Raw genomic sequence first — 23,349 nt, forward strand, 5'->3', positions numbered from 1 at the left:
TAATCATTGAATATTATTTTTTGATGGCGCGCCAACCAATGTCGGTGCGAAATTGCATGCCGTCAAAGCGAATGTGTTTGACGGTTTCGTAGGCTTTTTTCTGTGCTACCTTGACCGAGTCACCCAAGCCGGTGACACACAAGACGCGACCACCCGAGGTCAGCAGTTTTTCCCCAGCCAGGCTGGTGCCAGCATGAAAGGTGACGGTGTCTTCGGTCTCGGCTGGAATGCCGGTGATGATATCACCCTTGCGTGGGTTATCAGGGTAGTCGGCGGCGGCCATCACAATGCCCAGGGCAGTACGACGATCCCATTGCAACTCAACCTGATCCAGTGTTTCGTTGACGGCATGTTCAAACACATCAAACAGATCACTTTTCAGACGTGCCATGATCGGCTGGGTTTCCGGATCACCCATGCGGCAGTTGAATTCGAGCGTACGTGGGTTGCCTTGTGCATCAATCATCAGGCCTGCATATAAAAAACCAGTGAAAGGAATGCCATCACTGGCCATGCCATCAATGGTCGGCTGAATGATTTCACGCATCACACGGGCATGGATTTCCGGCGTGACAATGGGCGCAGGTGAATAAGCGCCCATGCCACCCGTATTGGGGCCTTCGTCTTTATCTTTAAGGCGCTTGTGATCCTGGCTGGTGGCCAGTGGCAAAATATTTTTGCCATCGACCATGACGATGAAGCTGGCTTCTTCGCCATCCAAAAACTGTTCAATCACGACGCGGGCACCGGCGTCGCCGAGTTTGTTATCGGACAGCATGGCATCAATGGCACTGTGGGCTTCAGGCAATGTCATGGCAACCACCACGCCTTTGCCCGCAGCCAGGCCATCGGCCTTGATCACAATCGGTGCGCCTTTTTGATCCACATAGGCATGTGCCAAGGCAGCATCACTGAAGGTTTCGTAATCGGCTGTGGGAATGCCGTGGCGCTTCATGAAAGATTTGGCAAAATCCTTGGAGCTTTCGAGTTGTGCCGCCTTTTGTGTGGGGCCAAAAATCTTTTGGCCATTGGCCTGAAACAAGTCGACAATGCCAGCCGCCAGCGGTGCTTCGGGGCCGACCACGGTGTAGTGAATCTGTTCTTTCCTGGCAAATTCGAGCAGGGTGTTCAAATCGGTAATGGGTACATTGACCAGATTGCCAGAAAGCGCGGTACCACCATTGCCAGGTGCAACATAGATGACTTGCACTTTTTCAGATTTGGCCAAGCGCCAGGCCAATGCGTGCTCACGACCCCCAGAACCTACAACGAGAATTTTCATGTTTTATTTGAACCAGTATTTTGAAAAGGGTATTGCTAAAGTTCTACTTGCAAAGCTGAAGACTTTCACCACAAAGACACAAGGTGGCACAAAGAAAATCTGGTCTATCTCCTGATGTCAACACAGAAGTCTGGAGACCATGACATATGCCTTCTCCATATGGACGCAGTGCGGTTTGATCAGACTTTTCTTTGTATTTCTTTATGTCTCATGTTTCAAAGTCTCATGTTTCAAAGCATTTTCTTGGTGTTTCAGCGGCCAATCGTTTTGCAATTTTCAAACTGATTAATTCAGTCTGGTGTCATTCCATCACCGCATTGGTATAAACCTGCTGCACATCATCCAGGTCTTCCAGCACGTCGAGCAGTTTTTGCATCTTGATGGCGTCGTCACCAGTCAGCACGCTTTCATTATCGGGTTTCATGGTGACTTCTGCCATTTCTGCCTTGAATCCTGCTCCTTCCAATGCCTGCTTGACGGCTTCAAAGTCGGCAAAGCTGCTGATGACTTCAATACTGCCGTCGTCGTGATTGATCACGTCTTCGGCACCTGCTTCGAGCGCAGCTTCCATCAACTTGTCTTCGGATGTGCCAGGCGCAAACAAAAACTGGCCGCAATGTTTGAACATGAAGGCCACCGAGCCATCGGTGCCCAGGTTGCCACCATGTTTGGTAAAAGCGTGACGCACTTCTGCAACGGTGCGGGTACGGTTGTCCGTCATCGTGTCGATGATCACGGCAGCGCCACCAATACCATAGCCTTCGTAGCGGATTTCTTCATAGTTGACGCCCTCCAGATTGCCGGTGCCACGATCGATTGCGCGTTTGATGTTGTCGGCGGGCATATTGTTTTCCTTGCCCTTGTCAATCGCCATGCGCAAACGAGGATTGGTCGCCACATCACCGCCGCCCAATTTGGCGGCAACGGTAATTTCCTTGATCAGACGAGTCCAGATCCGACCGCGCTTTTCATCCTGACGACCTTTACGGTGTTGGATATTGGCCCATTTACTATGTCCTGCCATGTACGAAAATCTCCAGCGATGGTTGTTGCGATTGTCTACCAGGCTGCACACAATCGCTTATCATTTGTTTTGCCTTGGCGATGTGCACAAAGGCTAAAATAGCCTTGAATTTTAGCACGCAGCAAGCGTTTTTCTTCACCTTCTATTGCCTCTTCTGACAGGAATCAACATGGCTCAACCGATCTCGCTGGCCCAATCGACTGACAAGACCGAACTGTTTTTACTGCCAGCGCTGGCTAATCGTCATGGTTTGATCACGGGCGCTACTGGTACGGGCAAGACAGTCACACTGCAAAAGCTGGCGGAGAGTTTTTCTGCGATTGGTGTACCGGTCTTTCTGGCCGACGTCAAAGGTGATCTGACGGGCATTGCCAATGCGGGTAGCGTTACCCCCAAAATGAAAGAACGCCTCACCATGCTGGCTGTGGATACCCCCAAGTTTATAGGTTGCCCGGTGACTTTGTGGGATGTGTTTGGCATTGGCGGCCACCCGGTACGCGCTACCATTTCTGATTTGGGCCCGCTGCTGTTGGGGCGCTTGCTCAATCTCAATGATACCCAGGAAGGCGTGCTGCAACTGGTTTTCAAGATCGCCGATGACAATGGCCTGTTGTTGCTGGACAGTAAGGACTTGCGCGCCATGCTGCAATACGTTGGTGAAAACGCCGCACAGTACCAGACTGAATACGGCAATATTTCTTCGGCTTCCATTGGCGCCATTCAGCGTGGTTTATTGGCCATTGAAGAGCAGGGTGGTGATCAGTTTTTTGGTGAGCCGATGCTCAATATCGACGACCTGATGCAAACCACCGACGGCAAGGGATTAGTCAATATTCTGATGGCTGACAAGCTGATGTCTTCGCCCAAGCTGTATTCCACTTTTTTGCTGTGGATGCTGTCGGAGTTGTTTGAGCATTTGCCTGAAGTGGGTGATCTGGACAAACCCAAGCTGGTGTTCTTTTTTGACGAAGCGCATCTGTTGTTTAATGAAGCACCCAAGTCATTGCTTGAAAAAATTGAGCAGGTGGTGCGCCTGATTCGCTCCAAAGGGGTGGGTGTTTATTTTGTGACGCAAAACCCGCTCGACATTCCTGATACCGTGCTTGGTCAGTTGGGCAATCGCGTTCAGCATGCCCTGCGTGCCTTTACCCCACGGGATCAAAAAGCAGTCAAGTCGGCGGCTGAAACCATGCGCGCCAATCCCAAGTTCAGTACCGAGGCGGCGATTACCGAACTAGGTGTTGGTGAGGCACTGGTTTCTTTACTGGACGAAAAAGGTCGTCCCAATATTGTGGAACGGGCTTTTATTTTGCCGCCCGCCAGCCAGATTGGCCCGATTGGCCAAGATGAACGTAAAGCCCTGATCGACAACTCAATTGTGGCGGGGGTTTATGAAAAAATCCTGGATCGCGAATCGGCTTATGAAAAACTCAAGGGTAAGGCGGTTGGTGGCGCCAATCAGGCACAGACACCGGCCAATGTCCCTGAAGAAGAACGCTCCATGGCCGACAAGATGAAAGATTCTTTAGGTGGCCTGTTTGGTGGCGGTAGTTCTGCGCCAGCACCGACAGCACGAGGGCGCGTCAGTCAGCGTGACAGTGTGGTGGAGTCCATGGCCAAATCAGCTGCTCGAGCCGTGGGCAGTCAGCTTGGTCGAGAAATCATTCGGGGTGTATTGGGTTCCATTTTAGGTGGAAGTGGCAGTCGTCGTCGTTAAGACTCGGTAAAACCAAAAGGAACGGCCATTTTCAAGATGTTTCATATATCGAAAATGGCCGTTTTTTTATGGGTAAAATAGGGGTATGTCTATAAACTATCTGCTTAAGTGTGTAAATGCTAAGCTTTAAAAATTACTATTGGATAGTATATTTTGGTTAAAACGCAATCAGCTTGCCGCCCACCAAAACCAGCATCACAGCCAGCATGGGACGCAATATGCGTTCGGGCACATGCGAAGCCAGATGGCTGCCAATGTAAATCCCGGGTAGAGAGCCGACCAAGAGCGATGCGAGCAGATGCCAGTCGACGCTGCCCAGCCACCAGTGACCCAAACCGGCTACCAGGGTGAGCGGAACAGCATGTGCCAGATCGGAACCGACAATGCGAATCGTCGGCAATTTAGGATACAGAAAAAACAGTACGGTGACGCCGAGTGCGCCCGCACCGACGGAAGAAATCGACACCAGAAAGCCCAATGCAGCGCCGGTGACGACCGTTTTCCAGGGATGATGAACCGTGTCCGGGTCATTGTTTTGCGCCCAGTTTTTCAGACGTTTGCGCAGGATCAGCGCGGCCGATGTCAGTAGCAGGGCACCGCCCAGCGAGGTGGTAATTACCTTGGATGCTGCTCCCAGGCCACCGGGAGCAAGTTGATGGACCACCAATAAAGTGAGCGCTGCAGCGGGCAGGCTACCGTAGGCGAGCAGACGCACGATGCGCCAATCGACCGTGCCTTTGCGGGCATGCACCCAAGTGCCACCCGATTTGGTGATGGCTGCATAAAGCAGATCGGTACCCACTGCGGTGGCAGGATGAATACCAAATAACAAAACGAGCAGCGGTGTCATCAGTGAGCCACCACCAACGCCGGTGAGGCCAACAATAGCGCCGACCACAAAGCCGGAAAGTGATTGTGCAAAATCGATCATAAGAATTCCAAATAATTGTGGTGGATTCTAATGACAATTTTTTATAACAAGAAATGTTTTGTAGTTGTGTCCTAATAGCTGTAGGTTATGAAGTGCTTTATTTTCAATCGCCAAGATGCCAAGGCAAGATTGAAGGTCAAAAGTTTTTTCACCACCAAGACACAAAGAACACCAAGTCAAAAGTGCTTTGAGCGTTTTGATACCTGTACGGGGACAGCACTTTTTCTTTATTTATGATGCTTTGTTCCCAGACTACGCAGTGAGCAGCGCTACTTGATTTCAGATTTTCTTAGTGCGTTTCGTGATGGCTTTGTGTCTTGGTGGTGATAGAGAGTTGTCTTTCCTTGGCATCTTGGCGGTTCAAACCATCGCCTTTCACAGCAAAATTGAATCAAAACGTGAATAAACGGGCAAAAATAGCCTGCCGTCCTACTTTGGACTGGGTATCGAATTTGCTATTGTTTTACCTAACGGATAGGTAACGCAGTTTATGGTCTGAAGTGAAGCAGTTGGGTAACAGTGTTGGCCACAGCAAAGTTGCAACGTATGTGCAGCCCCCTATAAGCAGTGCTATAGGCAGCTTTGCGAATGCTAAAGAACTGCCAAATCACTTCAGGAGCAGATTTCTTCAGCCAAGTGAGGTGTGTCCATGTCGATTCCCGTTGCCGGTTTTAAAGACGTTTATCATATCCACCATGTCGAGCAAGCCCTCGACAACCTGACTGAGTCGGCTAACGAAGCCTTGCGCTCGACTTACCAGAAAATGCTGCAAACTGGTGGTCAGCGCTTCACCATCAAGCCTTCTGCCTTGCCAGATATGGATGATCTGTTTGATGATCTACCCAACTTTGCTGAACCACTGCACGACATCCGCAAGCAACTGGCGCTCTGTGTGGAAAGTAAAGATCCGCTCGAACTCACGCCCATGCTGTTTCTGGGCGAGCCCGGCATTGGTAAAACCCATTTTGCCAAACGCATTGCCCATTTGCTCGGTACTGGTCATTGCATGATCAGCATGAGTTCCTTGACTGCGGGTTGGGTGTTGTCAGGCTCGTCTTCACAATGGAAAAACGCCAAACCAGGCAAGGTGTTTGAAACTCTGGTCAATGGCGACTATGCCAATCCGGTGATGCTGGTCGATGAAATCGACAAAGCTGGTGGGGATTCGCAATATGACCCGCTGGGTGCGCTATATAGCTTGCTGGAACACGATACTGCCAAAAACTTTGTCGACGAGTTTGCTGAAGTGCCGATCGACACCAGCGAAATTGTCTGGATTGCCACGGCCAACGAAGCGCGTTCAATTCCTGAGCCCATTCTCAACCGTATGAATGTGTACGAAATCATGCCACCCGACGCCGAAGGTTCGCGTCGCATTGCGGCTGTCATTTACGCAGAAATCCGCAATGGCCATGATTGGGGCAAGCAATTTCCCGAACAGTTGTGCGATGCTGCGCTGGAAAAGATTGCCGAGTTCAAACCCCGCGATATGCGCCGCCTGCTGGTGAGTGCCTTTGGGACGGCTAAACTGGCGCGCCGCGACAAGGTTTTGCCAGAGGATATTTCGTCAGAACGTCAGGGTAAAAAAGCGCGGATTGGGTTTTAGCGGAATGGTTAGCTGCTAAGGGCGTGGAAAGGGGCAAGTTGGCAGAACCTTGCCGCCTTGCCCTAATTACTTGGTTGGCTCGGTTCTAATGGGTTAATTTGTCACTGACCCTATTTTCAATGTTGGCGTCCGAATTGATCCGACAGTCAGGCTGGGGCACGGAGGGCGGTATTGCCTCGCCGCGGCGAACCTAGGGTTGAGTTGTGAAAGGGCTAGTCATCGGTTAGCTCAACTATGACACCCATCGAGGATGCCTTGAAAAGGCTGACTGGCATTGATGCGGAACGCACAATCTTCAAATTGGTAGCCGATTGCCATACTGTCCGTACCTGACTTCCTCCCTCAGGTGCTTGAAAAAGCATTTCACTTCTAACGCCATTTTTTAGCCATACCTCAATAGCGGGTGAATCTCCACCAAAGTGCGAACCGTATACAACTTCTTTAACTTATGCGACGTAATTTCCTTGGGGCGACTCTGTGGAGGATAGCTCGTTCACTTCTGTCGACCTAGAGCATGCCGACATCGTGATCGAACAAGCGACAGCATATGCAAAAGTGAACCACCTCTAAAGCCTAACGCCTGACATAAGCGGTGTGCCGCAGGCACGTCGCTTGATGGAAATGTTAGGCGCCTTTAAGAACTGCAATTATCATTTCCTCCACTCTGGAGCGTCACTGAATCACCAGCTAGTTTCTCGGCTGCACGCTTGACGCAAATAGCTTCAGCGGCGACTTCCGCTATTAAGCTTGTGTGCCAAACATGACCTAGGTCCGAATCTTTGTTGACCCGCCCTGAATAAAGACCAAGAAATTGTGCCGCAGGATTGCCCGACACTACTGTTTGAAATCTGCCATCCTTTATGGTGCGATAGCCGGCTGGTCGGTATGCGACCACCGCAGCACCGGATTGACCTTGTCGTGTTCTGCAATCTATTAAGAAGGTGGGCTTATCGGCCGTAATCAGCCCAATTTCTTGGGCAACAAAGCCGGTGGCCCAAACCGGGAGCTTGCCACTTGAGGAGAGGCCGAAGGGATATCCAATAACGCTCACTGTGTCCCCAGGGCCAACGAAGACATCTGGCTCATCGGCTTGCCGCTCCAAGTAAAAAGGAAGACAAAAAACATCATTTCCCCATTTTAAATTGAGAGCAACAACGTCTGCCTTCTCTTTTAGGACTGGGTGTTCCACCCACCATTTGCTTCCATCCGGCCTGAATAGCGGCAGCTTGACTATGCGCCATTCCGGAAACGGATCGGAGTTCTTTATGAAATGAATCGAAATATGATCTGGAACGACCGCTGTGTTGCTAAGACACTTCCCTGTTATAGCGTCAAGGCCTGTAACGTTGTGGCGCGCCGTGATAACAACACAATCGGACTCTCGATTGGCCGCCACCAAGAATGCTGTTCCAGAGGCGAGCACAGTATCGCCGAAGCACAGTTCTACATAGAGTGCTTGGAGTGTTGGCTTTTCAAAATGCAGTAGCGGATTTTTCACGTTCTCGGATTACAAACAAGGCGCCTAACGTTTGACATGAGCTGCATGACCCGGCTTGCCGGGGCATGTCAGCTTGATGGAAGGGTTAGGTGTCACTGGGCTTCCGGACATTGCGAGGCGAGCTTGCTCACCTTTGGTTCGGATAGCCTAAAGCTGAGCCTCTCGACTACCTGCTCTGCGCCAACACTTTTGTAGAAAGCAATACCCTTCGCATTTGATACTTTCACTGGCCAGTCGATTCGGAGGCACCCGTTCTCGGCGGCGTGGCGCGCTACCCATGACATTAACGCCCGCCCGGCACCCTTGCTTCGCATTGATGATCGAACATACAACTCTTTCAGTTGGCAGTGCTTGCGCTTTTCAGGGACGAAATCAACCAGCGAGAAAACCAATGTGATCGCTGCGAACCCTATAACAACACCATCATCGAGAGAGCAAACCACCAATTGATGAGGCGAACTTGGCGACAGCAGATTCTCCAGTAGGTGCTCTCGAATGACTTCGTGAGAGATGGCTGCGCCATGGTTGTAGTAAGCGTGAATTTCGGCAAGAAGATCGATCATCGACTCGTGCTGATCTTCGCGTAGCAGCTGAACTCGCATTGGTAGTGGCTCTTGTGACGCCTAACGTTAAATGTATGTATCGAATTGTAACGGTGCGGGTTGTCTAAATCAAGCGTAGTGCCTGTTTCCTATTGGTTAATCATCATTTCATATTCGATACCCATTTTTATTCAACCTAAATTTTTGCAGATGGATGTTTAGCCACAACCTCAGCTGGTAGGCGGCTTGATCGGTGGGTGGCTGTATTCATGGCAGGAATTACGCAATACTATTTGTGCGGATGTTGTAGTTGGACGCAGCATTAGGTCTTTGTGATGACCCGCATACCCAACTAGGGCTAAGGGTGGTGCAGTTTTACCTTATCGGGCGGTTTGTCAGAAGGTGATCGCGGTTACTTCGCTATAGGTGGCTATTTTTTATTTGAATTTTAAATTGATCACTGGTTAGGCTGGTGTGGATATTTAAATTTTCAATCTTTTGTAAAGGTGTAGCCCATCGGTAAAAAGCCGGGTGGCAACTTTTGTCGGGACTCCCTGGGGATGAAGCCTTGGGCTTGATAAAACGCAACCGCACTGGGCGTGGAAACCAGATAGAGCGCGCCGATGGCACTGCGGTGGCGGCAGGCATCCAGCGCTTGCTGGGTTAATTGCTTGCCAAGTCCGGTGCCGCGATGTGAGTCAGTCACAAACAGACTGCAAAAATTCCAGAAATTTCTGACCAGCACAACACCCACAATGGCCAAACCATCGGTGGCAACCAGATGGACGCAACTCTCTGGCCAGCGCCGCCAGTAGCGCAGGTTGGTGGTGACATGAACAATGGTTTCACTCTGATAAGCCGGGTCTATCGTCTCGTGGATGACGCGTACCATCATGTCAAAAATGGCGTCGTTGTCTTCGATAGTGGCTGGCCGGAACTGGGGCGCCATGGGATGTAAAGCATGATGTAAACGCATTCAAATATAGCCAAACACGGTGCATAAATCAAATGCCTCGTGATCCATCAAGCCAAGAAAATGAGGGTCAATTTTTGTCGGCAAGGTGGGCTTTATTTGCATGCTTGACGTACTGTCGGATTCTGCCAAAAAGTCTATTTTTAAAGGAGTATATGAATAAATTGGTTGCTTAAGTGCTTATTAATTGGTCTTGTAAAATTACTGGTTGGTAGTATGTTGCTGATGTTTATTGCTGCAAGCAAAACTGTTCGCTACGATCTTGCCACGCCAGCTCAGGCTGGTTGACCACGGTTTGTGGAAAAAATGTCCGTTCGGTCAGGCAAACATTCCCGTATCGATCCACCGTTAATGCGGTTGTCGAGCGGGTGCCATAGGCCATTTCTTCTGAATGGATGAAGGCTGCAGAGAGCATGCGCTCCATCGTCAATGGCACGCCCGTAGCGGGCAGGTCGGCATCTGCCGCGGTGCGTCGGTCGGCCAGTAACTGCAACAATGCTTGATGCAATTGTGTCGTCCCAGTTTCAGTTGATGATTCCTTGAGGGTGCCAGGTTGCGCAGGCCTCATCCAATCCGACATGAAATCTTGCAGGGCTTGTCGACGTTGGCGTACTTTAGGCCAGGGTGTGTCGAGCTGCCCATTGGACAAGCCATGCCAACCGTCACTGACGCTTTGTAAGCTGGCTAATAACTGGTCAGCATTCGGCCTGGAACTGTGCGATGAGGATGTATTAGCAGCGATGTCGCTCAGGGTTTCGGCGGCGTCATGTTGAGTGTGTACCCGGTTGCCAAACCAGTGCCATTGCAGGGTGTGCAAATCACCCATCAGCAGATTAAAGCCTTCATATTGCTCACACCAGGGATGCCATGCGTTGGCGGCATCCTGTTGCCAGTCTACAAATTGATTGGCGGTTTGCTGCTCGCGAAGATAAGCGGCTACCAGTTCACCGCGTGAAGGTTTGCTGCTTTTGGAAATGCGCAGGGTTTCGCGAAAATTGGTCAGTGCGGCAAAGCGGCCGGAGCGGGTGACGCCCATCCAGGTGCCACCGCCTTGTAAATCGCGGCCAGCCAATAACGCATCGGCATGTGCTGTGGGATTTGCTGGTGTTGGTTGAGTTGGCCACCAGGCGAGTGGCGCTGTGGGGCGGGCATAAAACTCGTCACGATTGGCCACCAAGACCAGTGGGTAGTCGTCATGGGCGCGCAGCCCAAATACGATCAGGCACATGCGGTGCGCAAGGCCTCCAGTGCATTGGTTTCAATAAATGCTTCGGTATGGCGGGGGCTGGCCACGCGATAGGCAAAGCCGGTCTGAATCAAGGCTTGCTTGAGCCGTGCTTCAAAATCATCGGGCAGGTTTTCAAAGACCTCCATCCAGGTTACCAGATTATCTGTGGCATCCGGGCTGGCCGGGCGGCGCATTAAACGACCCCGATGATTGAGCAGATTGACGAGCTGGGCAAAGGCAGTCTGCACGGTATCAGCCAGTTCGGGGCGGGTTTTGTAGTAAATGTACAAGTGGCGCATGATGAAATTCCTTAAATCAGTCAGCCAGTCTACAGCAGCCCTGGTCCCGATAATATTGGTATCTTGCCTGAGTCCGTGCCTGTCGATAGTCCTTATCTTGCAGATGACAGGATTTCCAAAGTGCTGGATACAGTCTTTCATCGGTCAATAGTGACGTAGATTTCCTTAAATGCCGAAGGTTGTTAAGGTTCGATTGTTAAAGTTTACGGGTTTCCGTGACATCCACATCCAGGGCATAGGGCATAGGCTGCAGTGACAGCACGGGGCCAGCCAAGCTGCCAAGATGCAAACTACTGTTGAGTGAGTCCATCGTGGTTTCAACCAGGCATTCATAGACTTGCGGGTTGTCAGGCAGAGGTGCCGCATTGACGATGGTACCAGTGGCTTCGCGCTCGTTGAGTGAAGAAAAAACTTCAGCACCGGCTACTGCATTGGCAGCGACTTGTGCCAGCACCGAACGACGGCGTAATTTGCCCAGGTATTGGCTGCGCGCGACGACTTCCTGGCCAGGGTAGCAACCCTTTTTAAAGTTGACGCCACCCACCAGCTCAAAGTTGACCATTTGCGGCACGAATTTTTCCTGTGTACCCGTCACAATTTGTGCCACACCGGTTTTGAGTTGCAGCCAATGCCAGTCCTCGAGTGTCAGCGCCGAGGTGGATGGGCTGCCTGCTTGCAATTTGGCAATGAAGTTGGTCGATTGGTTCGCATCTAGCCAAAGTTCGTAGCGCCGCAATTCATCCATGTCAGGCAAGCGTACCAGGTGGCCGCCAGCAAAGCTGGTCACGCCATAAGGCTCGGTGGGCAGTGCGATATCTGCACCGACTAGCTCGGTGATTTTGCTGGCTTGCTGGGTAACCAGACCAAATGCAGCCAGCTCACTCAACGCCAGTTTGACTTTGGCGCGCATGATGAACATGGTTAAACGTTTTTGCAGGCCGGCCGCGATATCTGTACCAGTGCGAAGATATAAAATGTCCTCATTGCGCCAATTGATGAAGGTAGCCAGCATTCGGCCACGGGCTGTGCAGTAACCAGCCAGTCGGCCTATGCCGGGTTTGAGGGACTTGACGTCATTGGTGAGTTGATTATGCAAAAACTCAACCGCATCCTCGCCTGTCAGAGTTAAGACAGCCGCGTCACTTAAGGACACGACGCCAACTGTATTCGCTAGTTTTTCAGTGATGGGGTTCATTGTTATGTATTTAATTCGTGATGTGAAATGATTATAGATAAAGCAAAAACCATGAACGGTAGAATAGTCTTTTAACAACGAGCACTTAGGCCAAATTGAAAATTTTAAAACGAGGCGCCAAGGCGTTGATATTGTTGTCTTTGTTGGCTTTGTTAAGCATCGGCGTAGCGGCGGGCTACAGCTGGTACTGGTCACATGCACCTTTGCAAGGTACGCCATTGCAACAGGGAGAGTCGGCTTATCCTTTGCAATTTGTGATTCCGGCGGGTGCCAGCGCCAAGGCATCTGCCCGATTAATGAAGGAATCCGGTTTGATGATCAGTCCGCTGCAATTTGCCTTACTGGCGCGCTGGCAAAACAAGGCGAGTCAGATCAAGGCTGGTAATTACGAGTTGCTTGCCGAAACCACACCTTTGCAATTGCTCGACAAACTGACCAGTGGTGATGTCACACATCAGCAGATTGCCATTATCGAGGGTTGGACCTTTGCGCAAATGCGTTTGGCTTTGAATGCTACACCGGAGCTGCAGCATACCACTGCCAGCATGAGTGACGCTGAACTCATTGCGGCCCTGGCCTTGCCAGTGGATCATCCGGAAGGGCAGTTTTTTCCCGATACCTACCGGTTTGACAAAGGCAGTACTGACTTGTCCATTTTTAAAAGGGCGCACCAGGTCTTACAAAAAAAACTTGATACCGCTTGGCAGGGCAGAGCCGAAGCCTTGCCATTTGCTTCACCCTACGAGGCGCTGATCATGGCCTCGATTGTGGAAAAGGAAACCGGTAATGCGCGGGATCGCAGCAAAGTTGCAGCGGTGTTTGTCAATCGGCTGAAAAAAGGCATGTTGTTGCAGACAGATCCGACTGTGATCTACGGTATGGGCACGCAGTTTGACGGTAACTTGCGTAAAAATGATCTGCAGACCGATACACCCTACAATAGCTATACCCGTTCGGGATTACCACCCACCCCGATAGCGTTGCCAGGACAGGCGGCCATTGAAGCCACCTTGCATCCGGCCCCCATAGACGCTCTGTATTTTGTGGCTAAAGGCGATGGCACGAGCATATTTTCAAATACACTGCCTGAACATAATCAGGCAGTGAATCGTTATCAGAAAAAATAGTTATTACGATTGGTCAATTTCATGAGAGCAGCTTTATGACAGCTTCCAAGGCACATCCTTACCCCGGTACATTCATCACCTTTGAGGGGCTGGATGGAGCTGGCAAGTCGACCCATCTGTCATTTGTGCAAGACTGGCTGTCGGTAAGGCTGATGGCGCTGAATAAAAAACTCACTGTCACGCGTGAACCTGGTGGCGCACCCTTATCGGAGCATTTGCGCGAACTGTTGCTGGTTGAGCCAATGCATGCTGAAACCGAAATTTTGCTGATGTTTGCTGCACGTCGCGAACACTTGGCACGCAAGATCGAGCCGGTTCTCAAGGATGGCAATTGGTTGATTTCAGACCGTTTCACCGATGCAACCTATGCCTACCAGGGGGGAGGGCGGCAAATTCCTTTTGCCAAAATAGAGGCGCTGGAACAATGGGTGCATCCGCATCTGCAGCCGGATCTGACCTTCTTCTTTGATGTCAGTGAAGCAGTCGCGGCTGAGCGGGTCAGGCGCGCGCGCGATCTGGATCGCTTTGAGGCCGAGTCGGGCGATTTTTTTACCCGTGTGCGTGAGGCTTATCATCAACGCGCCAGTCAGTTTCCACAACGCTTCCGGATTATTGATTCATCACTGCCAATCGAAGACATTCAATCTGAACTGGTTGATCTGCTGGAAGCCTTTCTCAAATCATGAGCATGCCGGTCTGGTTTGAGACTGCCTTTGATGAGCTCATGCAAATGGGCGAGCAGTTGCCGCATGCGCTGTTATTGCATGGTCAGCGGGGCATTGGCAAGCGTGAGTTGGCTGTGGCGCTGGCGCAGAGTCTGTTGTGTGAAGCGCGGTTATCCAATCAGCAAGCTTGTCGCCAATGCGCATCCTGCACCTGGTTCAGGCAGGGGAATCATCCCGACTTTCGTCTGGTACAGCCGGCCTGGGTGAATGTGAATGAACCCATGTTGCAGCCAATCGGCCTGGTTGATGGGGACGATGGGACAGAAGGTGAGGGTGCTGATAGCGATGCGACCGGCAAGAAAACCAAAACCCTGTCACGGGAAATCAGGATAGAGCAAGTGCGCGGTCTGATGGACTGGATTTCCATGGGTAATCATCGCGGTGGTGTCAAGGTGATGGTGTTCTATCCCGCCGAAGCCATGAATCCGCATGCCGCCAATGCCTTGCTCAAGACGCTGGAAGAGCCGCCACCGGCCACTCATTTCATTCTGGTGACACATCGTCTCGACAGCCTGTTGCCGACCATTCGCAGTCGCTGCCGCCTGCTGGGTTTACCCACACCCAATCAGCAGCAAGCCATGCAATGGCTGCAACAACAAGGTCTACCCGAACCGGCAAAGGCGCTTTCTTATCACGGTGGTGCACCGCTGGCGGCCTGGTTTGCCAGTCAGGAACCGCATCGTTCCGAGGCAGACAAGTTCAGTCAATTGCAGGCAGCGCTGGCGAGCCCCGAGCAGATGAGTGCATTGGCATTGGCTGAATTGCTGCAGAAGAGCCCTTTAAATTTGGTGATCGCTGCGTTACAGCGCTGGATTTACGACATTATTTCACTCTCAAGTAGTACCATGATCCGGTATCATCCTGAGCAACAGGCCGTGCTTGCCAAGTTGGTCAGTCGCTTGGGTGCGAAGGGTACGGCGCAACGCGAATTGCTGGCCTATGCAGCGCAGCTCAACGATGCCCAACGCCTGGCGCAGCATCCTCTGTCCGCCAAGCTGGTACTTGAGTCGCTTTGTCTGACTTACCAGCGCCTGTTCACCAGTTAATGGATCAGTTAAAGGGTTTGTATGAACACGCAAATGATGAATACCACCATGATCAATGCCAATATGCCGCGACCTGCGGTCATGTCGTTGGCAATCAGGGAAAAGGCAGCACTCTACGCAGCTTATATGCCATTTCTCAAAAATGGCGGCTTGTTCATTCCTAGCGTCAAACCTTATAACCTGGGTGATGAGGTCTATCTGATTTTGTCCTTGATGGACGAGCCCAATAAGTATCCGATTGCCGGAAAGGTTGCCTGGATTACGCCCGCCGGCGCTTCCAATAACAAAACCGCCGGTGTGGGCGTTCATTTTCCTGATGATGATACGGGCAAAGCAGCACGAACGCGCATCGAAACCTTATTGGGTGCCGCCCTTAAATCCAGTCGTCAGACGCATACGCTTTAATCATTCCGGGAGGTATCATGTTTGATATTCGCCCTGCCAATATTGCAGATTTACCTGAGATTGTGGCAATCTATAACGCCACGATTCCCTCCCGTCAGGTGACTTCAGACTTGCAGCCAGTCACGGTGGATTCGCGCTACGCCTGGTTTTTTGCCCATCCGGCACATCGTCGTCCCATCTGGATAGCGTCACCGAGTGAGCAGCCGGAAGTGGTGGCTGGCTGGTTGTCTTTTTCCGATTTTTATGGTCGGCCTGCTTATTCAATCACCGCTGAAATTTCAATGTATGTGGCGGATGCCTGGCGTCGTCAGGGACTTGGCCAACATTTTCTGAATGAAGCATTTCGTGCCTGCCCACTACTGGGTATTGAACAGTTGGTAGCATTTGTGTTTGCGCATAATCCAGTCAGTGTTGGTCTGTTTGAAAAGAATGGATTTCAGCGTTGGGGGCATCTACCCAAGGTCGCTAGACTGGATGAGAATCTGGCTGACTTGTTGATACTTGGCAAAGCTATTGAGCTTGCCAGTTGAGTGACCGGCTGGTTGAGCTTATTGTTCACCACGGAGCCAGGTCTGGCTTCGGCCGATCAATGAAATCCCAATAAATCCACGTACTTCCAGCTTTTGGCCATCGCTTGAAAGGGTGGCTTTGGCGCGATAGACTTTGCCATTTTTAGGGTCAAGTATTTCACCGTCCTGATAGGACTGACCATTGCGTTTCAGTCCATTCAAAAAGGTCAGGCCAAGAATAGGCTGATTGTGACGCGGCCCTTCACATTTATCGCAGAGTGGATTGGGTGGAGGGATCAAGGTTTTTTCGATACGGCCTTCATAGACACCATTTTTTTCTTCTATCAGTACCACCGCTTTGGGTTTGCCGGTTTCATCGTCAATCGTCGTCCAGGTGCCGCTGATATCATCGGCGGCTTGGGTGAGTGGACTGAGCAACAAACCGCTTAATAAGATGGTGGTGAGTTTCCTGTATGCTGTTTTTCGTTTTATCATTTTGACTCCTCATTGGTGAGACGCGATTGTGTGTTGCCATACTATTTACCACAATTAGTATTTACATAGGGGTTGCCATCACCCATCTCGATTTGCTTTACCGCCAGCATCAAACTGCGCTGCAATGGCTACTGACTTCTCCCGATCTGCTTAATCCCATGCATCCCTCCTGTCAGGACGTATTGCTTGATATTGAGAAATCATGGTTGGATGAAACCGAACTTGATGCCGCCATCATGTCGCTCAATCTCGAAAAATTGCCAAGACGTATTGGCCTTTATGCAGAAAATCTGCTGGCCGTCTGGTTGCGCCAAAAAACCTGGTTGCTTGATCGCAATATTCAGTTGTTTGAGGGACGCGTCACTTTAGGTGAGCTGGATTTTTTGGTGCAGACGCCCCGTGGTTTGCAGCATTGGGAGTTGGCAACCAAGTTTTTTTTGGGCGTCCGTAGTGGTCCAACTTTGAGTTTTGTGGGCCCCAATCTGGCTGATTCATTGCAGGCTAAATGGCAAAAGATTTTGCATCAGCAATTAGCCTTGAGTCGCCATGCTGCTTATCTTGATTATGCACGCCAGCATCATTTGCCCGAACAGATTGAGGCACGAGCACTGATCAAGGGCTGGTTGTTTTATCCGTTATCTGAGCAAGAAATCGGGCAAAAAACCGAACCGCAAAAAACTGGGCCGGAGTTTCTGTTGAATCCTACTCATGGTCGAGGCTGGTGGGGAACAATCAGTCAAGTGATGGCCATTGCCAAAGCGAGTTGGTTTTTAGTTCCAAGACATCGCTGGCTGGCAAGGGTGCAGGTGACAGATTTTGAAGCAGAGCAAGTGATTGAGCTTAACGATCTGAAGTTAGCGTTGGAGTCAGCCCTGCAAAAACAGGGGGGGCCAATATTGCTGGCTCAGGTTGAGGTAGATGCGGCGGGCGGTTGGACTGAGCAGGCCAGATTTTTTGTGGTGCCTGATACCTGGCCAGCGGCTGCCGCTGATTACGCCCAATCAATCAAGTCGGACGGAATGTGCTGAATCGGGAGCAGGTCGATTAGTGTTTCTGCTCGCCAATCAGCCCCACACTATCAAACTCTCGCTGATTGGCGGCATGGCGACGAATGACCAGATACATGGATGCGCAGACAAACAGGCCAAACAGGATGATCACCATCGCCGCCGATACCTTGAAGGAAATCAGCACGGCATACAGGCTGAGCATGATCAGCACAGAAAGGTTTTCGTTGAAATTTTGTACGGCAATCGAATGACCGGCACTCATTAGCACGTGGCCGCGATGTTGCAATAAGGCATTCATGGGCACCACAAAGAAACCAGCCTGAGCGCCGATCAAAATCAGGAAAAAGAAGGCGATAATCAGATAGAGTGGCAGTGCAAAGCCAAATAGATGCAGTGAGATGTCGGGTACCATGTGCTTATTGAAAAAGGCCAGCATCATGACGGTGATACCCATGGTAATGCCAACGGGTAAGACATTCAGTGATTGCTTGAGCGGTACGCGGGCTGCCGCCACCATGGCACCAATGGCGACCCCAACCGCTGTGACAGCCTGCAGGATGGCACCCTTGGACAAATCCATTTCGAGTGACTGTTCAGCCCATTTCAGCACAATAAATTGCAGGGTTGCACCTGCGCCCCAAAACAAGGTAGTCACCGCCAACGAAATTTGTCCAAGACGGTCTTTCCAGAGAATTGAAAAACAATGCGCAAAGTCAGTGATGAGTCGCAAGGGATTATGTTGCTGACGTTCATAACGTACGCCAGTATCAGGAATCTTGAGATTGAATAGCGCAGCAATGATATAGGTGGCCATGATGATCAGCATGGCTGCTTCAGCAGGTGTATCAATATTGGTGTTGATGGTGGGCACATCAAAGGACAGCAAATAAGTCGCCACATGGACGTTGATGAGTGCCCCACCCATGACGGTGCCGAGAATGATCGAGCCCACGGTCAGGCCTTCAATCCAGCCATTGGCGGCCACCAGTTTTTCAGGTGGGAGCAGCTCAGTTAGAATGCCGTATTTGGCAGGGGAGTACGCTGCTGCGCCAATACCCACTATGCCATAAGCCAGTAATGGGTGAACCGATAAAAACATCAGCGCGCAGCCAACTACCTTGATGCTATTGGTGATGAACATGACTTTGCCCTTGGGCAGGGAGTCTGCAAAAGCGCCCACAAAGGCAGCCAAAACCACATAGGAAAGTACAAAGAATAGCTTGAGAAGCGGGGTCATCCATGCAGGACTTTGAACCTGTTCCAGCAACTGGATGGCGGCAATCAGCAGGGCATTGTCAGCCAGCGACGAAAAAAACTGCGCCGCCATAATGGTATAAAAACCTTTTTTCATTCAGTTAGAACGCTTTGTTGGGTAGGAAGACGTTGGAAACCCTGTGTTAGATCAGGAAGGCGTCGCTCCATTCTCATTTTATTGTTGACGGGCTGTGCCGTCTATTAGTTCAGACGACTGTTTTATATCACGAATCAGTGTGAAAATACCTGCTTTATGCCGCGTCATTTGCCAATTCCAATTACGATGATGCTGGTTTGCCGAAAATGCCGATGTTTTGCATGATGTTTCAAGACATTGTGCTATCGGCTTGTTGTCACTTTTGAGTATTGCATGCCACGTCCTATAGTTGCCCACGTTTATCCTCAACGCCTAGCCCACAATCTTGCTCGGGTTCGGTCTTATGCGCCTGCTGCCAAAATCTGGGCTGTGATCAAGGCCAATGCCTATGGTCACGGTATTGAGCGGATGTTTGCCGGATTGGCCGATGCTGATGGTTTGGCCATGTTGGATATCGCTGAAGCCGAAAAGGTTCGCCAATTAGGTTGGCACAAACCAGTGATGCTGCTGGAAGGCTGCTTTTCGGCTGCCGATTGGGCAGTAGCGCAAGCGCTGGACCTGACTTGCGTGGTGCATTGCGAAGAACAATTGCAATGGCTGTCGGCAAATCACCGTGGTGCACCGATTGCAGTGTTACTCAAAATGAATTCGGGTATGAATCGGCTGGGATTTACCGCGGCCAATTTTGCCCATGCCCATGCACGACTGGTGACGATGGCTGGCGTTAAATCGCTGGGCATGATGACGCATTTTGCGGATGCAGATGGTGCTCGCGGCGTTGCCATGCCCTTGAGCATTTTTGCCAATGCCAGCCAGGGTTTGAGCGGGCCGATGAGCCTGGCCAATTCGGCCACGATCTTGCGCTATCCCGAGGCACATGCTGACTGGGTTCGACCGGGCATCATGCTCTATGGTGCGTCACCGTTTGGTGTCTTGCAGCCAGCCAGCCAGTTTGGTCTGCAAGCCACCATGAGTCTGTACTCGCGTCTGATTGATATTCAAACCCTCAATCCTGGTGAATCGGTTGGCTATGGCAGTACCTTTACGGCAAAACAGACTACCCAAATCGGTGTCGTGGCTTGTGGTTATGCCGATGGTTATCCGCGCCATGCCCCCAATGGCACGCCGGTGCTGGTGGATGGGGTGCGCTGTGCACTGGCCGGGCGAATCTCAATGGATATGCTGACGGTCGATCTGACGCCAGTACCACAGGCGCAAATAGGTTCAACTGTCGAGCTGTGGGGTGATGCCTTGTCCATTGATGAAGTGGCACATTCTGCCGGCACGATTGGCTACGAGTTGATGTGCGCCTTGGCGGCACGTGTTCCAGTGATTACCATGCCTTAAATCAGGTTTGGCCTGCATACTATTTGTACTGCTAAACAGTGTGAGTCAGCAGGGCAAGTCAAAGCGCTTGCGCAACAGGTAAATTCAGTTATACTGTTTATATATACAGTATTTTGACTGGTTTGCTGCACCTGTCCCGTTTGCGCCCATGACTGATTTTTTCATTTCGCCCGCAGCCATCAAAGGTCGGGGATCGGCCAGCCGGATCGCCCATCGATTCGAGTTGGACAGCCGTGCAGCTTTTGATGATGGCTGGCAAACGCAAACGGGTTTGCTGGCCGAGCAGCAGGCGCAAGTCAAACTGCTTACCCAGGTTCGTCATGAGCAGGTCAAATCGGTCATCACTTCGCATCAATCACCCGATTTGGCTCTGATGCGTTCAGTCAATCCTTATCGAGGCTGTGAGCACGGTTGCATTTATTGCTACGCACGTCCGACGCATAGCTATTTGGGTTTATCGCCGGGGCTGGACTTCGAAACCAGGCTGATTGCCAAAACCAATATTGCCGACGTACTGCAAAAAGAGTTGGCACGTAGTAGTTATCAGGTTGAACCAATCAGTATTGGCTCGGCGACGGATTGTTATCAACCCATTGAACGGGAATTGCGCCTGACCCGGCAGGTTTTGGAACTGTTCAATCAGACGGCGCATCCTCTGGGTATTGTCACCAAGTCGAGCGGGGTAGAGCGAGATATCGATTTACTGGCACCCATGGGCGCACGACAGCTGGCGGCGGTCTATGTAACCATTACCACATTGGATGCGGCACTGGCACGCAAACTGGAGCCACGTGCGGCTAGTCCCTTGCGACGGCTGGAAACAATCCGGCGTCTGCGTGCCGCTGGTGTACCGGTGGGGGTGAGTCTGGCACCGCAGATTCCTTTCATTACTGAAGACATGGAGCAGGTACTGGAAGCTGCCGCACAAGCCGGGGCCAGCCGTGCTTTTTATTCGGTATTGCGCTTGCCCTGGGAGGTAGCGCCGTTGTTTCGCGAATGGCTGAGTCTGCATTTTCCTGACCGCGCAGCGCGCGTCATGGCGCGCATTGCCGATATGCGTGGTGGCAAGGATTACGAGAGCGCATTTTTTTCGCGCATGCAAGGCAACGGCTTATGGGCAGAACTGATTGCACAGCGCTTCAGCAAAGCCTGTGTTCGTCTGGGTTTGAATCGTCAGCGTTTTACTTTGGATAATAGCCAGTTTGTGCCGCCAGTCCGACCTCGGGCAGGCGCAGTGCAAGGTCAGCTATTTTGAGTGGCGTTAAAATATACTCTATTGGTGTATAAAATTAAGCATAATAAATACGCACTTAATAGGCTATAAATTGAATATACTCCTTGAATTATCACTGGTTTGGCATGAAAGTGAGCAGCATGGCAAAAGGTAAAACGGTCTACACTTGCACAGAATGTGGTGGGCAAGTCAGCAAGTGGCAAGGGCAGTGTCCACATTGTCAGGGTTGGAATACGCTGGTTGAGACCATTGCCGAAACTGCGGCACCCAACCGCTATGCCGCTTTGGCTAAAAGTACGCCGGTGCAATCCCTGGATGATATCGAAGCGTCCGAGGTGCCGCGTTTTGGCACCGGCATCGAGGAGTTTGATCGTGTGTTGGGCGGTGGTTTGGTGGCCGGGGGCGTAGTGCTGATTGGTGGTGATCCGGGCATTGGCAAATCGACGCTGTTGCTGCAAACTCTGGCTGGTTTGGCGCAGGATAAAAAAGTGCTCTATGTGAGCGGCGAAGAAAGTGGTGCACAGATTGCCTTGCGGGCGCAACGTTTGGCTATTTCTGAAAAACAGAAGATGCCCAATCTGCGGCTCCTGGCCGAAATTCAGCTGGAAAAAATTCTATCTGCTTTGCAGACCGAAGCACCCGTTGTCGCGGTCATTGATTCAATCCAGACCTTGTACTCGGAACAATTGACCTCGGCTCCCGGCTCGGTCGCCCAGGTGCGTGAGTGTGCAGCACAGTTGACGCGCACTGCCAAACAGACCGGTGTGACCATCATTCTGGTTGGCCATGTCACCAAAGAAGGTTCGCTGGCCGGGCCGCGCGTGCTCGAGCATATCGTCGATACGGTGCTGTATTTTGAGGGCGATACCCATTCCAGTTTCAGGCTGGTGCGCGCCATCAAAAACCGCTTTGGCGCCGTCAATGAACTGGGCGTTTTTGCCATGACGGAAAAGGGTTTGCGTGGTGTGGCCAATCCTTCGGCGCTATTTCTATCCACTCACGACAAGACGGTGCCCGGCTCTTGCGTGCTGGTCACCCAGGAAGGCTCACGTCCTTTACTGGTTGAAGTACAGGCATTGGTGGATACCGCCCATGTTCCCAATCCACGCCGTCTGAGTGTCGGACTCGAACAAAACCGTCTGGCGATGCTGTTGGCGGTGCTGCACAAGCATGCTGGTATTGCCTGTTTTGATCAGGATGTGTTCATCAATGCGGTGGGTGGTGTCAAAATTTCCGAGCCAGCGGCTGATCTGGCGGTGCTCCTGTCGATTCATTCCTCCCTGCGCAACAAACCTTTGCCGCAAGGTCTGGTGGTGTTTGGTGAGGTTGGTTTGGCTGGCGAAATTCGTCCTGCACCGCGCGGACAGGAGCGTTTGCGCGAAGCTGCCAAACTGGGATTCAGCGCTGCCATCATTCCCAAGGTCAACGCCCCCAAACAGGCTATTGATGGTTTGCGGGTGATTGCCGTGGAGCGCATTGATGAAGCCATTGATCGGGTGCGCGAGCTGGATTAGATTCATTGCAAGTGCGGGGTGTCATGCGATCAGTCAATTCCAGACGGGTTCTTTTTCGTGCCAAGGCATGTGTCACTCTGTATCTGGTCACGCATCATTCTTTGCATACCGTTTGCCGTGAAGGAGCGAGGTTCATAATCTGGACAGCCTTGGCTTCTGGCAAAATAACGGATTAGCTCGGTCTGGCCATGCTTTGCATCACTGCGTTGTTCTGGCGGCGGTCTTTACCCAGGTGTCAAAACGTTCATCGGGTTTGAGCGGTAACAGCTGAGCTATGCATATTGTGTTTTC

General features: G+C 51.3%; 22 protein-coding genes. 11 read left to right on the plus strand and 11 right to left on the minus strand.

Going from position 1 to position 23,349, the window contains the following annotated elements; translation table 11 throughout:
- Positions 1 to 13 precede the first annotated feature (13 nt).
- Together purD and ACMYR3_RS05870 are read right to left on the minus strand one after the other, a co-directional pair.
- On the minus strand, positions 14 to 1,282 hold the full coding sequence (gene purD, locus ACMYR3_RS05865) for a phosphoribosylamine--glycine ligase (RefSeq protein ID WP_424195417.1): 1,269 nt from the start codon (positions 1,280 to 1,282) through the stop codon (positions 14 to 16).
- Between the two features lie 301 nt (positions 1,283 to 1,583).
- Entirely contained in the window at positions 1,584 to 2,306 is a 723-nt protein-coding gene (locus ACMYR3_RS05870; RefSeq protein ID WP_424195419.1) for a YebC/PmpR family DNA-binding transcriptional regulator, read from the minus strand.
- Positions 2,307 to 2,475: 169 nt separating this feature from the next.
- Between ACMYR3_RS05870 and ACMYR3_RS05875 the strand changes: the two genes are divergently transcribed.
- Positions 2,476 to 4,023: a helicase HerA-like C-terminal domain-containing protein gene (locus ACMYR3_RS05875; RefSeq protein ID WP_424195421.1), complete on the plus strand. Its 1,548-nt coding sequence runs from the start codon at positions 2,476 to 2,478 to the stop codon at positions 4,021 to 4,023.
- Between the two features lie 157 nt (positions 4,024 to 4,180).
- Here the strand turns inward: ACMYR3_RS05875 and ACMYR3_RS05880 are convergent, their stop codons facing one another.
- The gene (locus ACMYR3_RS05880) at positions 4,181 to 4,954 is read right to left on the minus strand and encodes a sulfite exporter TauE/SafE family protein (RefSeq protein WP_424195423.1); all 774 of its coding nucleotides are present in this window, start codon (positions 4,952 to 4,954) and stop codon (positions 4,181 to 4,183) included.
- Between the two features lie 649 nt (positions 4,955 to 5,603).
- Between ACMYR3_RS05880 and ACMYR3_RS05885 the strand changes: the two genes are divergently transcribed.
- Positions 5,604 to 6,560 carry an AAA family ATPase gene (locus ACMYR3_RS05885; protein WP_424195425.1) on the plus strand — a complete coding sequence of 319 codons (957 nt, stop codon included), beginning with the start codon at positions 5,604 to 5,606 and terminating at the stop codon, positions 6,558 to 6,560.
- A 634-nt stretch (positions 6,561 to 7,194) separates the two neighbouring features.
- Here ACMYR3_RS05885 and ACMYR3_RS05890 read toward each other — a convergent pair.
- The 6 genes from ACMYR3_RS05890 to ACMYR3_RS05915 form a co-directional block, all read right to left on the minus strand.
- Entirely contained in the window at positions 7,195 to 8,058 is an 864-nt protein-coding gene (locus tag ACMYR3_RS05890) for a hypothetical protein (protein WP_424195427.1), read from the minus strand.
- A gap of 92 nt (positions 8,059 to 8,150) precedes the next feature.
- The gene (locus ACMYR3_RS05895; protein ID WP_424195429.1) at positions 8,151 to 8,621 is read right to left on the minus strand and encodes an N-acetyltransferase family protein; all 471 of its coding nucleotides are present in this window, start codon (positions 8,619 to 8,621) and stop codon (positions 8,151 to 8,153) included.
- Positions 8,622 to 9,090: 469 nt separating this feature from the next.
- Positions 9,091 to 9,576, minus strand: coding sequence for a GNAT family N-acetyltransferase (locus tag ACMYR3_RS05900; RefSeq protein WP_424195431.1), 486 nt, complete (start codon positions 9,574 to 9,576; stop codon positions 9,091 to 9,093).
- Positions 9,577 to 9,802: 226 nt separating this feature from the next.
- Positions 9,803 to 10,801: an NRDE family protein gene (locus ACMYR3_RS05905; RefSeq protein ID WP_424195433.1), complete on the minus strand. Its 999-nt coding sequence runs from the start codon at positions 10,799 to 10,801 to the stop codon at positions 9,803 to 9,805.
- A complete protein-coding gene (locus ACMYR3_RS05910; protein WP_424195435.1) occupies positions 10,792 to 11,100 on the minus strand; it encodes a DUF4936 family protein in 309 nt (102 codons plus the stop codon). The genes ACMYR3_RS05905 and ACMYR3_RS05910 overlap by 10 nt, the downstream gene beginning before the upstream one ends.
- Positions 11,101 to 11,296: 196 nt before the next feature.
- A complete protein-coding gene (locus ACMYR3_RS05915; protein WP_424195437.1) occupies positions 11,297 to 12,295 on the minus strand; it encodes a YgfZ/GcvT domain-containing protein in 999 nt (332 codons plus the stop codon).
- 95 nt (positions 12,296 to 12,390) lie between these two features.
- Between ACMYR3_RS05915 and mltG the strand changes: the two genes are divergently transcribed.
- Genes mltG through ACMYR3_RS05940 form a run of 5 tightly spaced genes read left to right on the plus strand, consistent with a single transcriptional unit; the run spans position 12,391 to position 16,128 of the window.
- Positions 12,391 to 13,422, plus strand: coding sequence for an endolytic transglycosylase MltG (gene mltG, locus ACMYR3_RS05920; RefSeq protein WP_424195439.1), 1,032 nt, complete (start codon positions 12,391 to 12,393; stop codon positions 13,420 to 13,422).
- Positions 13,423 to 13,457: 35 nt separating this feature from the next.
- The gene (tmk, locus tag ACMYR3_RS05925) at positions 13,458 to 14,108 is read left to right on the plus strand and encodes a dTMP kinase (protein ID WP_424195441.1); all 651 of its coding nucleotides are present in this window, start codon (positions 13,458 to 13,460) and stop codon (positions 14,106 to 14,108) included.
- A complete protein-coding gene (holB, locus tag ACMYR3_RS05930; protein ID WP_424195443.1) occupies positions 14,105 to 15,193 on the plus strand; it encodes a DNA polymerase III subunit delta' in 1,089 nt (362 codons plus the stop codon). Before tmk ends, holB begins: the two co-directional genes overlap by 4 nt.
- Before the next feature lie 21 nt (positions 15,194 to 15,214).
- Positions 15,215 to 15,598: a PilZ domain-containing protein gene (locus tag ACMYR3_RS05935; RefSeq protein WP_424195445.1), complete on the plus strand. Its 384-nt coding sequence runs from the start codon at positions 15,215 to 15,217 to the stop codon at positions 15,596 to 15,598.
- A gap of 17 nt (positions 15,599 to 15,615) precedes the next feature.
- Entirely contained in the window at positions 15,616 to 16,128 is a 513-nt protein-coding gene (locus ACMYR3_RS05940; RefSeq protein WP_424195447.1) for an N-acetyltransferase family protein, read from the plus strand.
- 18 nt (positions 16,129 to 16,146) lie between these two features.
- Here ACMYR3_RS05940 and ACMYR3_RS05945 read toward each other — a convergent pair whose 3' ends face one another.
- On the minus strand, positions 16,147 to 16,602 hold the full coding sequence (locus ACMYR3_RS05945; protein ID WP_424195449.1) for a DUF2147 domain-containing protein: 456 nt from the start codon (positions 16,600 to 16,602) through the stop codon (positions 16,147 to 16,149).
- Positions 16,603 to 16,628: 26 nt separating this feature from the next.
- Between ACMYR3_RS05945 and ACMYR3_RS05950 the strand changes: the two genes are divergently transcribed.
- Entirely contained in the window at positions 16,629 to 17,630 is a 1,002-nt protein-coding gene (locus ACMYR3_RS05950; RefSeq protein WP_424195451.1) for a DUF1853 family protein, read from the plus strand.
- A gap of 16 nt (positions 17,631 to 17,646) precedes the next feature.
- On the opposite strand, the gene lplT is transcribed toward ACMYR3_RS05950, so the two are convergent.
- A complete protein-coding gene (gene lplT, locus ACMYR3_RS05955; protein ID WP_424195453.1) occupies positions 17,647 to 18,963 on the minus strand; it encodes a lysophospholipid transporter LplT in 1,317 nt (438 codons plus the stop codon).
- 273 nt (positions 18,964 to 19,236) lie between these two features.
- Here lplT and alr point away from each other — a divergent pair, with 273 nt between their 5' ends.
- The 3 genes from alr (at position 19,237) to radA (ending at position 23,058) form a co-directional block, all read left to right on the plus strand.
- The gene (alr, locus tag ACMYR3_RS05960) at positions 19,237 to 20,310 is read left to right on the plus strand and encodes an alanine racemase (RefSeq protein WP_424195455.1); all 1,074 of its coding nucleotides are present in this window, start codon (positions 19,237 to 19,239) and stop codon (positions 20,308 to 20,310) included.
- A gap of 148 nt (positions 20,311 to 20,458) precedes the next feature.
- Positions 20,459 to 21,565 (plus strand): PA0069 family radical SAM protein, encoded by a 1,107-nt coding sequence (locus ACMYR3_RS05965; RefSeq protein ID WP_424195457.1) that lies wholly within the window; start codon positions 20,459 to 20,461, stop codon positions 21,563 to 21,565.
- 119 nt (positions 21,566 to 21,684) lie between these two features.
- Positions 21,685 to 23,058: a DNA repair protein RadA gene (radA, locus tag ACMYR3_RS05970; RefSeq protein WP_424195459.1), complete on the plus strand. Its 1,374-nt coding sequence runs from the start codon at positions 21,685 to 21,687 to the stop codon at positions 23,056 to 23,058.
- The last annotated feature ends 291 nt before the right edge of the window (positions 23,059 to 23,349 follow it).

Source organism: Ampullimonas aquatilis (assembly GCF_049675895.1).
GTDB lineage: Bacteria > Pseudomonadota > Gammaproteobacteria > Burkholderiales > Burkholderiaceae_D > Ampullimonas > Ampullimonas aquatilis.

Coding starts and splice junctions, on each gene's coding strand:
- purD (WP_424195417.1), bottom strand. CDS start 1,282: ATGAAAATTCTCGTTGTAGGTTCTGGGGGTCGTGAGCACGCATTGGCC.
- ACMYR3_RS05870 (WP_424195419.1), bottom strand. CDS start 2,306: ATGGCAGGACATAGTAAATGGGCCAATATCCAACACCGTAAAGGTCGT.
- ACMYR3_RS05875 (WP_424195421.1), top strand. CDS start 2,476: ATGGCTCAACCGATCTCGCTGGCCCAATCGACTGACAAGACCGAACTG.
- ACMYR3_RS05880 (WP_424195423.1), bottom strand. CDS start 4,954: ATGATCGATTTTGCACAATCACTTTCCGGCTTTGTGGTCGGCGCTATT.
- ACMYR3_RS05885 (WP_424195425.1), top strand. CDS start 5,604: ATGTCGATTCCCGTTGCCGGTTTTAAAGACGTTTATCATATCCACCAT.
- ACMYR3_RS05895 (WP_424195429.1), bottom strand. CDS start 8,621: ATGATCGATCTTCTTGCCGAAATTCACGCTTACTACAACCATGGCGCA.
- ACMYR3_RS05900 (WP_424195431.1), bottom strand. CDS start 9,576: ATGCGTTTACATCATGCTTTACATCCCATGGCGCCCCAGTTCCGGCCA.
- ACMYR3_RS05905 (WP_424195433.1), bottom strand. CDS start 10,801: ATGTGCCTGATCGTATTTGGGCTGCGCGCCCATGACGACTACCCACTG.
- ACMYR3_RS05910 (WP_424195435.1), bottom strand. CDS start 11,100: ATGCGCCACTTGTACATTTACTACAAAACCCGCCCCGAACTGGCTGAT.
- ACMYR3_RS05915 (WP_424195437.1), bottom strand. CDS start 12,295: ATGAACCCCATCACTGAAAAACTAGCGAATACAGTTGGCGTCGTGTCC.
- tmk (WP_424195441.1), top strand. CDS start 13,458: ATGACAGCTTCCAAGGCACATCCTTACCCCGGTACATTCATCACCTTT.
- holB (WP_424195443.1), top strand. CDS start 14,105: ATGAGCATGCCGGTCTGGTTTGAGACTGCCTTTGATGAGCTCATGCAA.
- ACMYR3_RS05935 (WP_424195445.1), top strand. CDS start 15,215: ATGAACACGCAAATGATGAATACCACCATGATCAATGCCAATATGCCG.
- ACMYR3_RS05940 (WP_424195447.1), top strand. CDS start 15,616: ATGTTTGATATTCGCCCTGCCAATATTGCAGATTTACCTGAGATTGTG.
- ACMYR3_RS05945 (WP_424195449.1), bottom strand. CDS start 16,602: ATGATAAAACGAAAAACAGCATACAGGAAACTCACCACCATCTTATTA.
- lplT (WP_424195453.1), bottom strand. CDS start 18,963: ATGAAAAAAGGTTTTTATACCATTATGGCGGCGCAGTTTTTTTCGTCG.
- alr (WP_424195455.1), top strand. CDS start 19,237: ATGCCACGTCCTATAGTTGCCCACGTTTATCCTCAACGCCTAGCCCAC.
- ACMYR3_RS05965 (WP_424195457.1), top strand. CDS start 20,459: ATGACTGATTTTTTCATTTCGCCCGCAGCCATCAAAGGTCGGGGATCG.
- radA (WP_424195459.1), top strand. CDS start 21,685: ATGGCAAAAGGTAAAACGGTCTACACTTGCACAGAATGTGGTGGGCAA.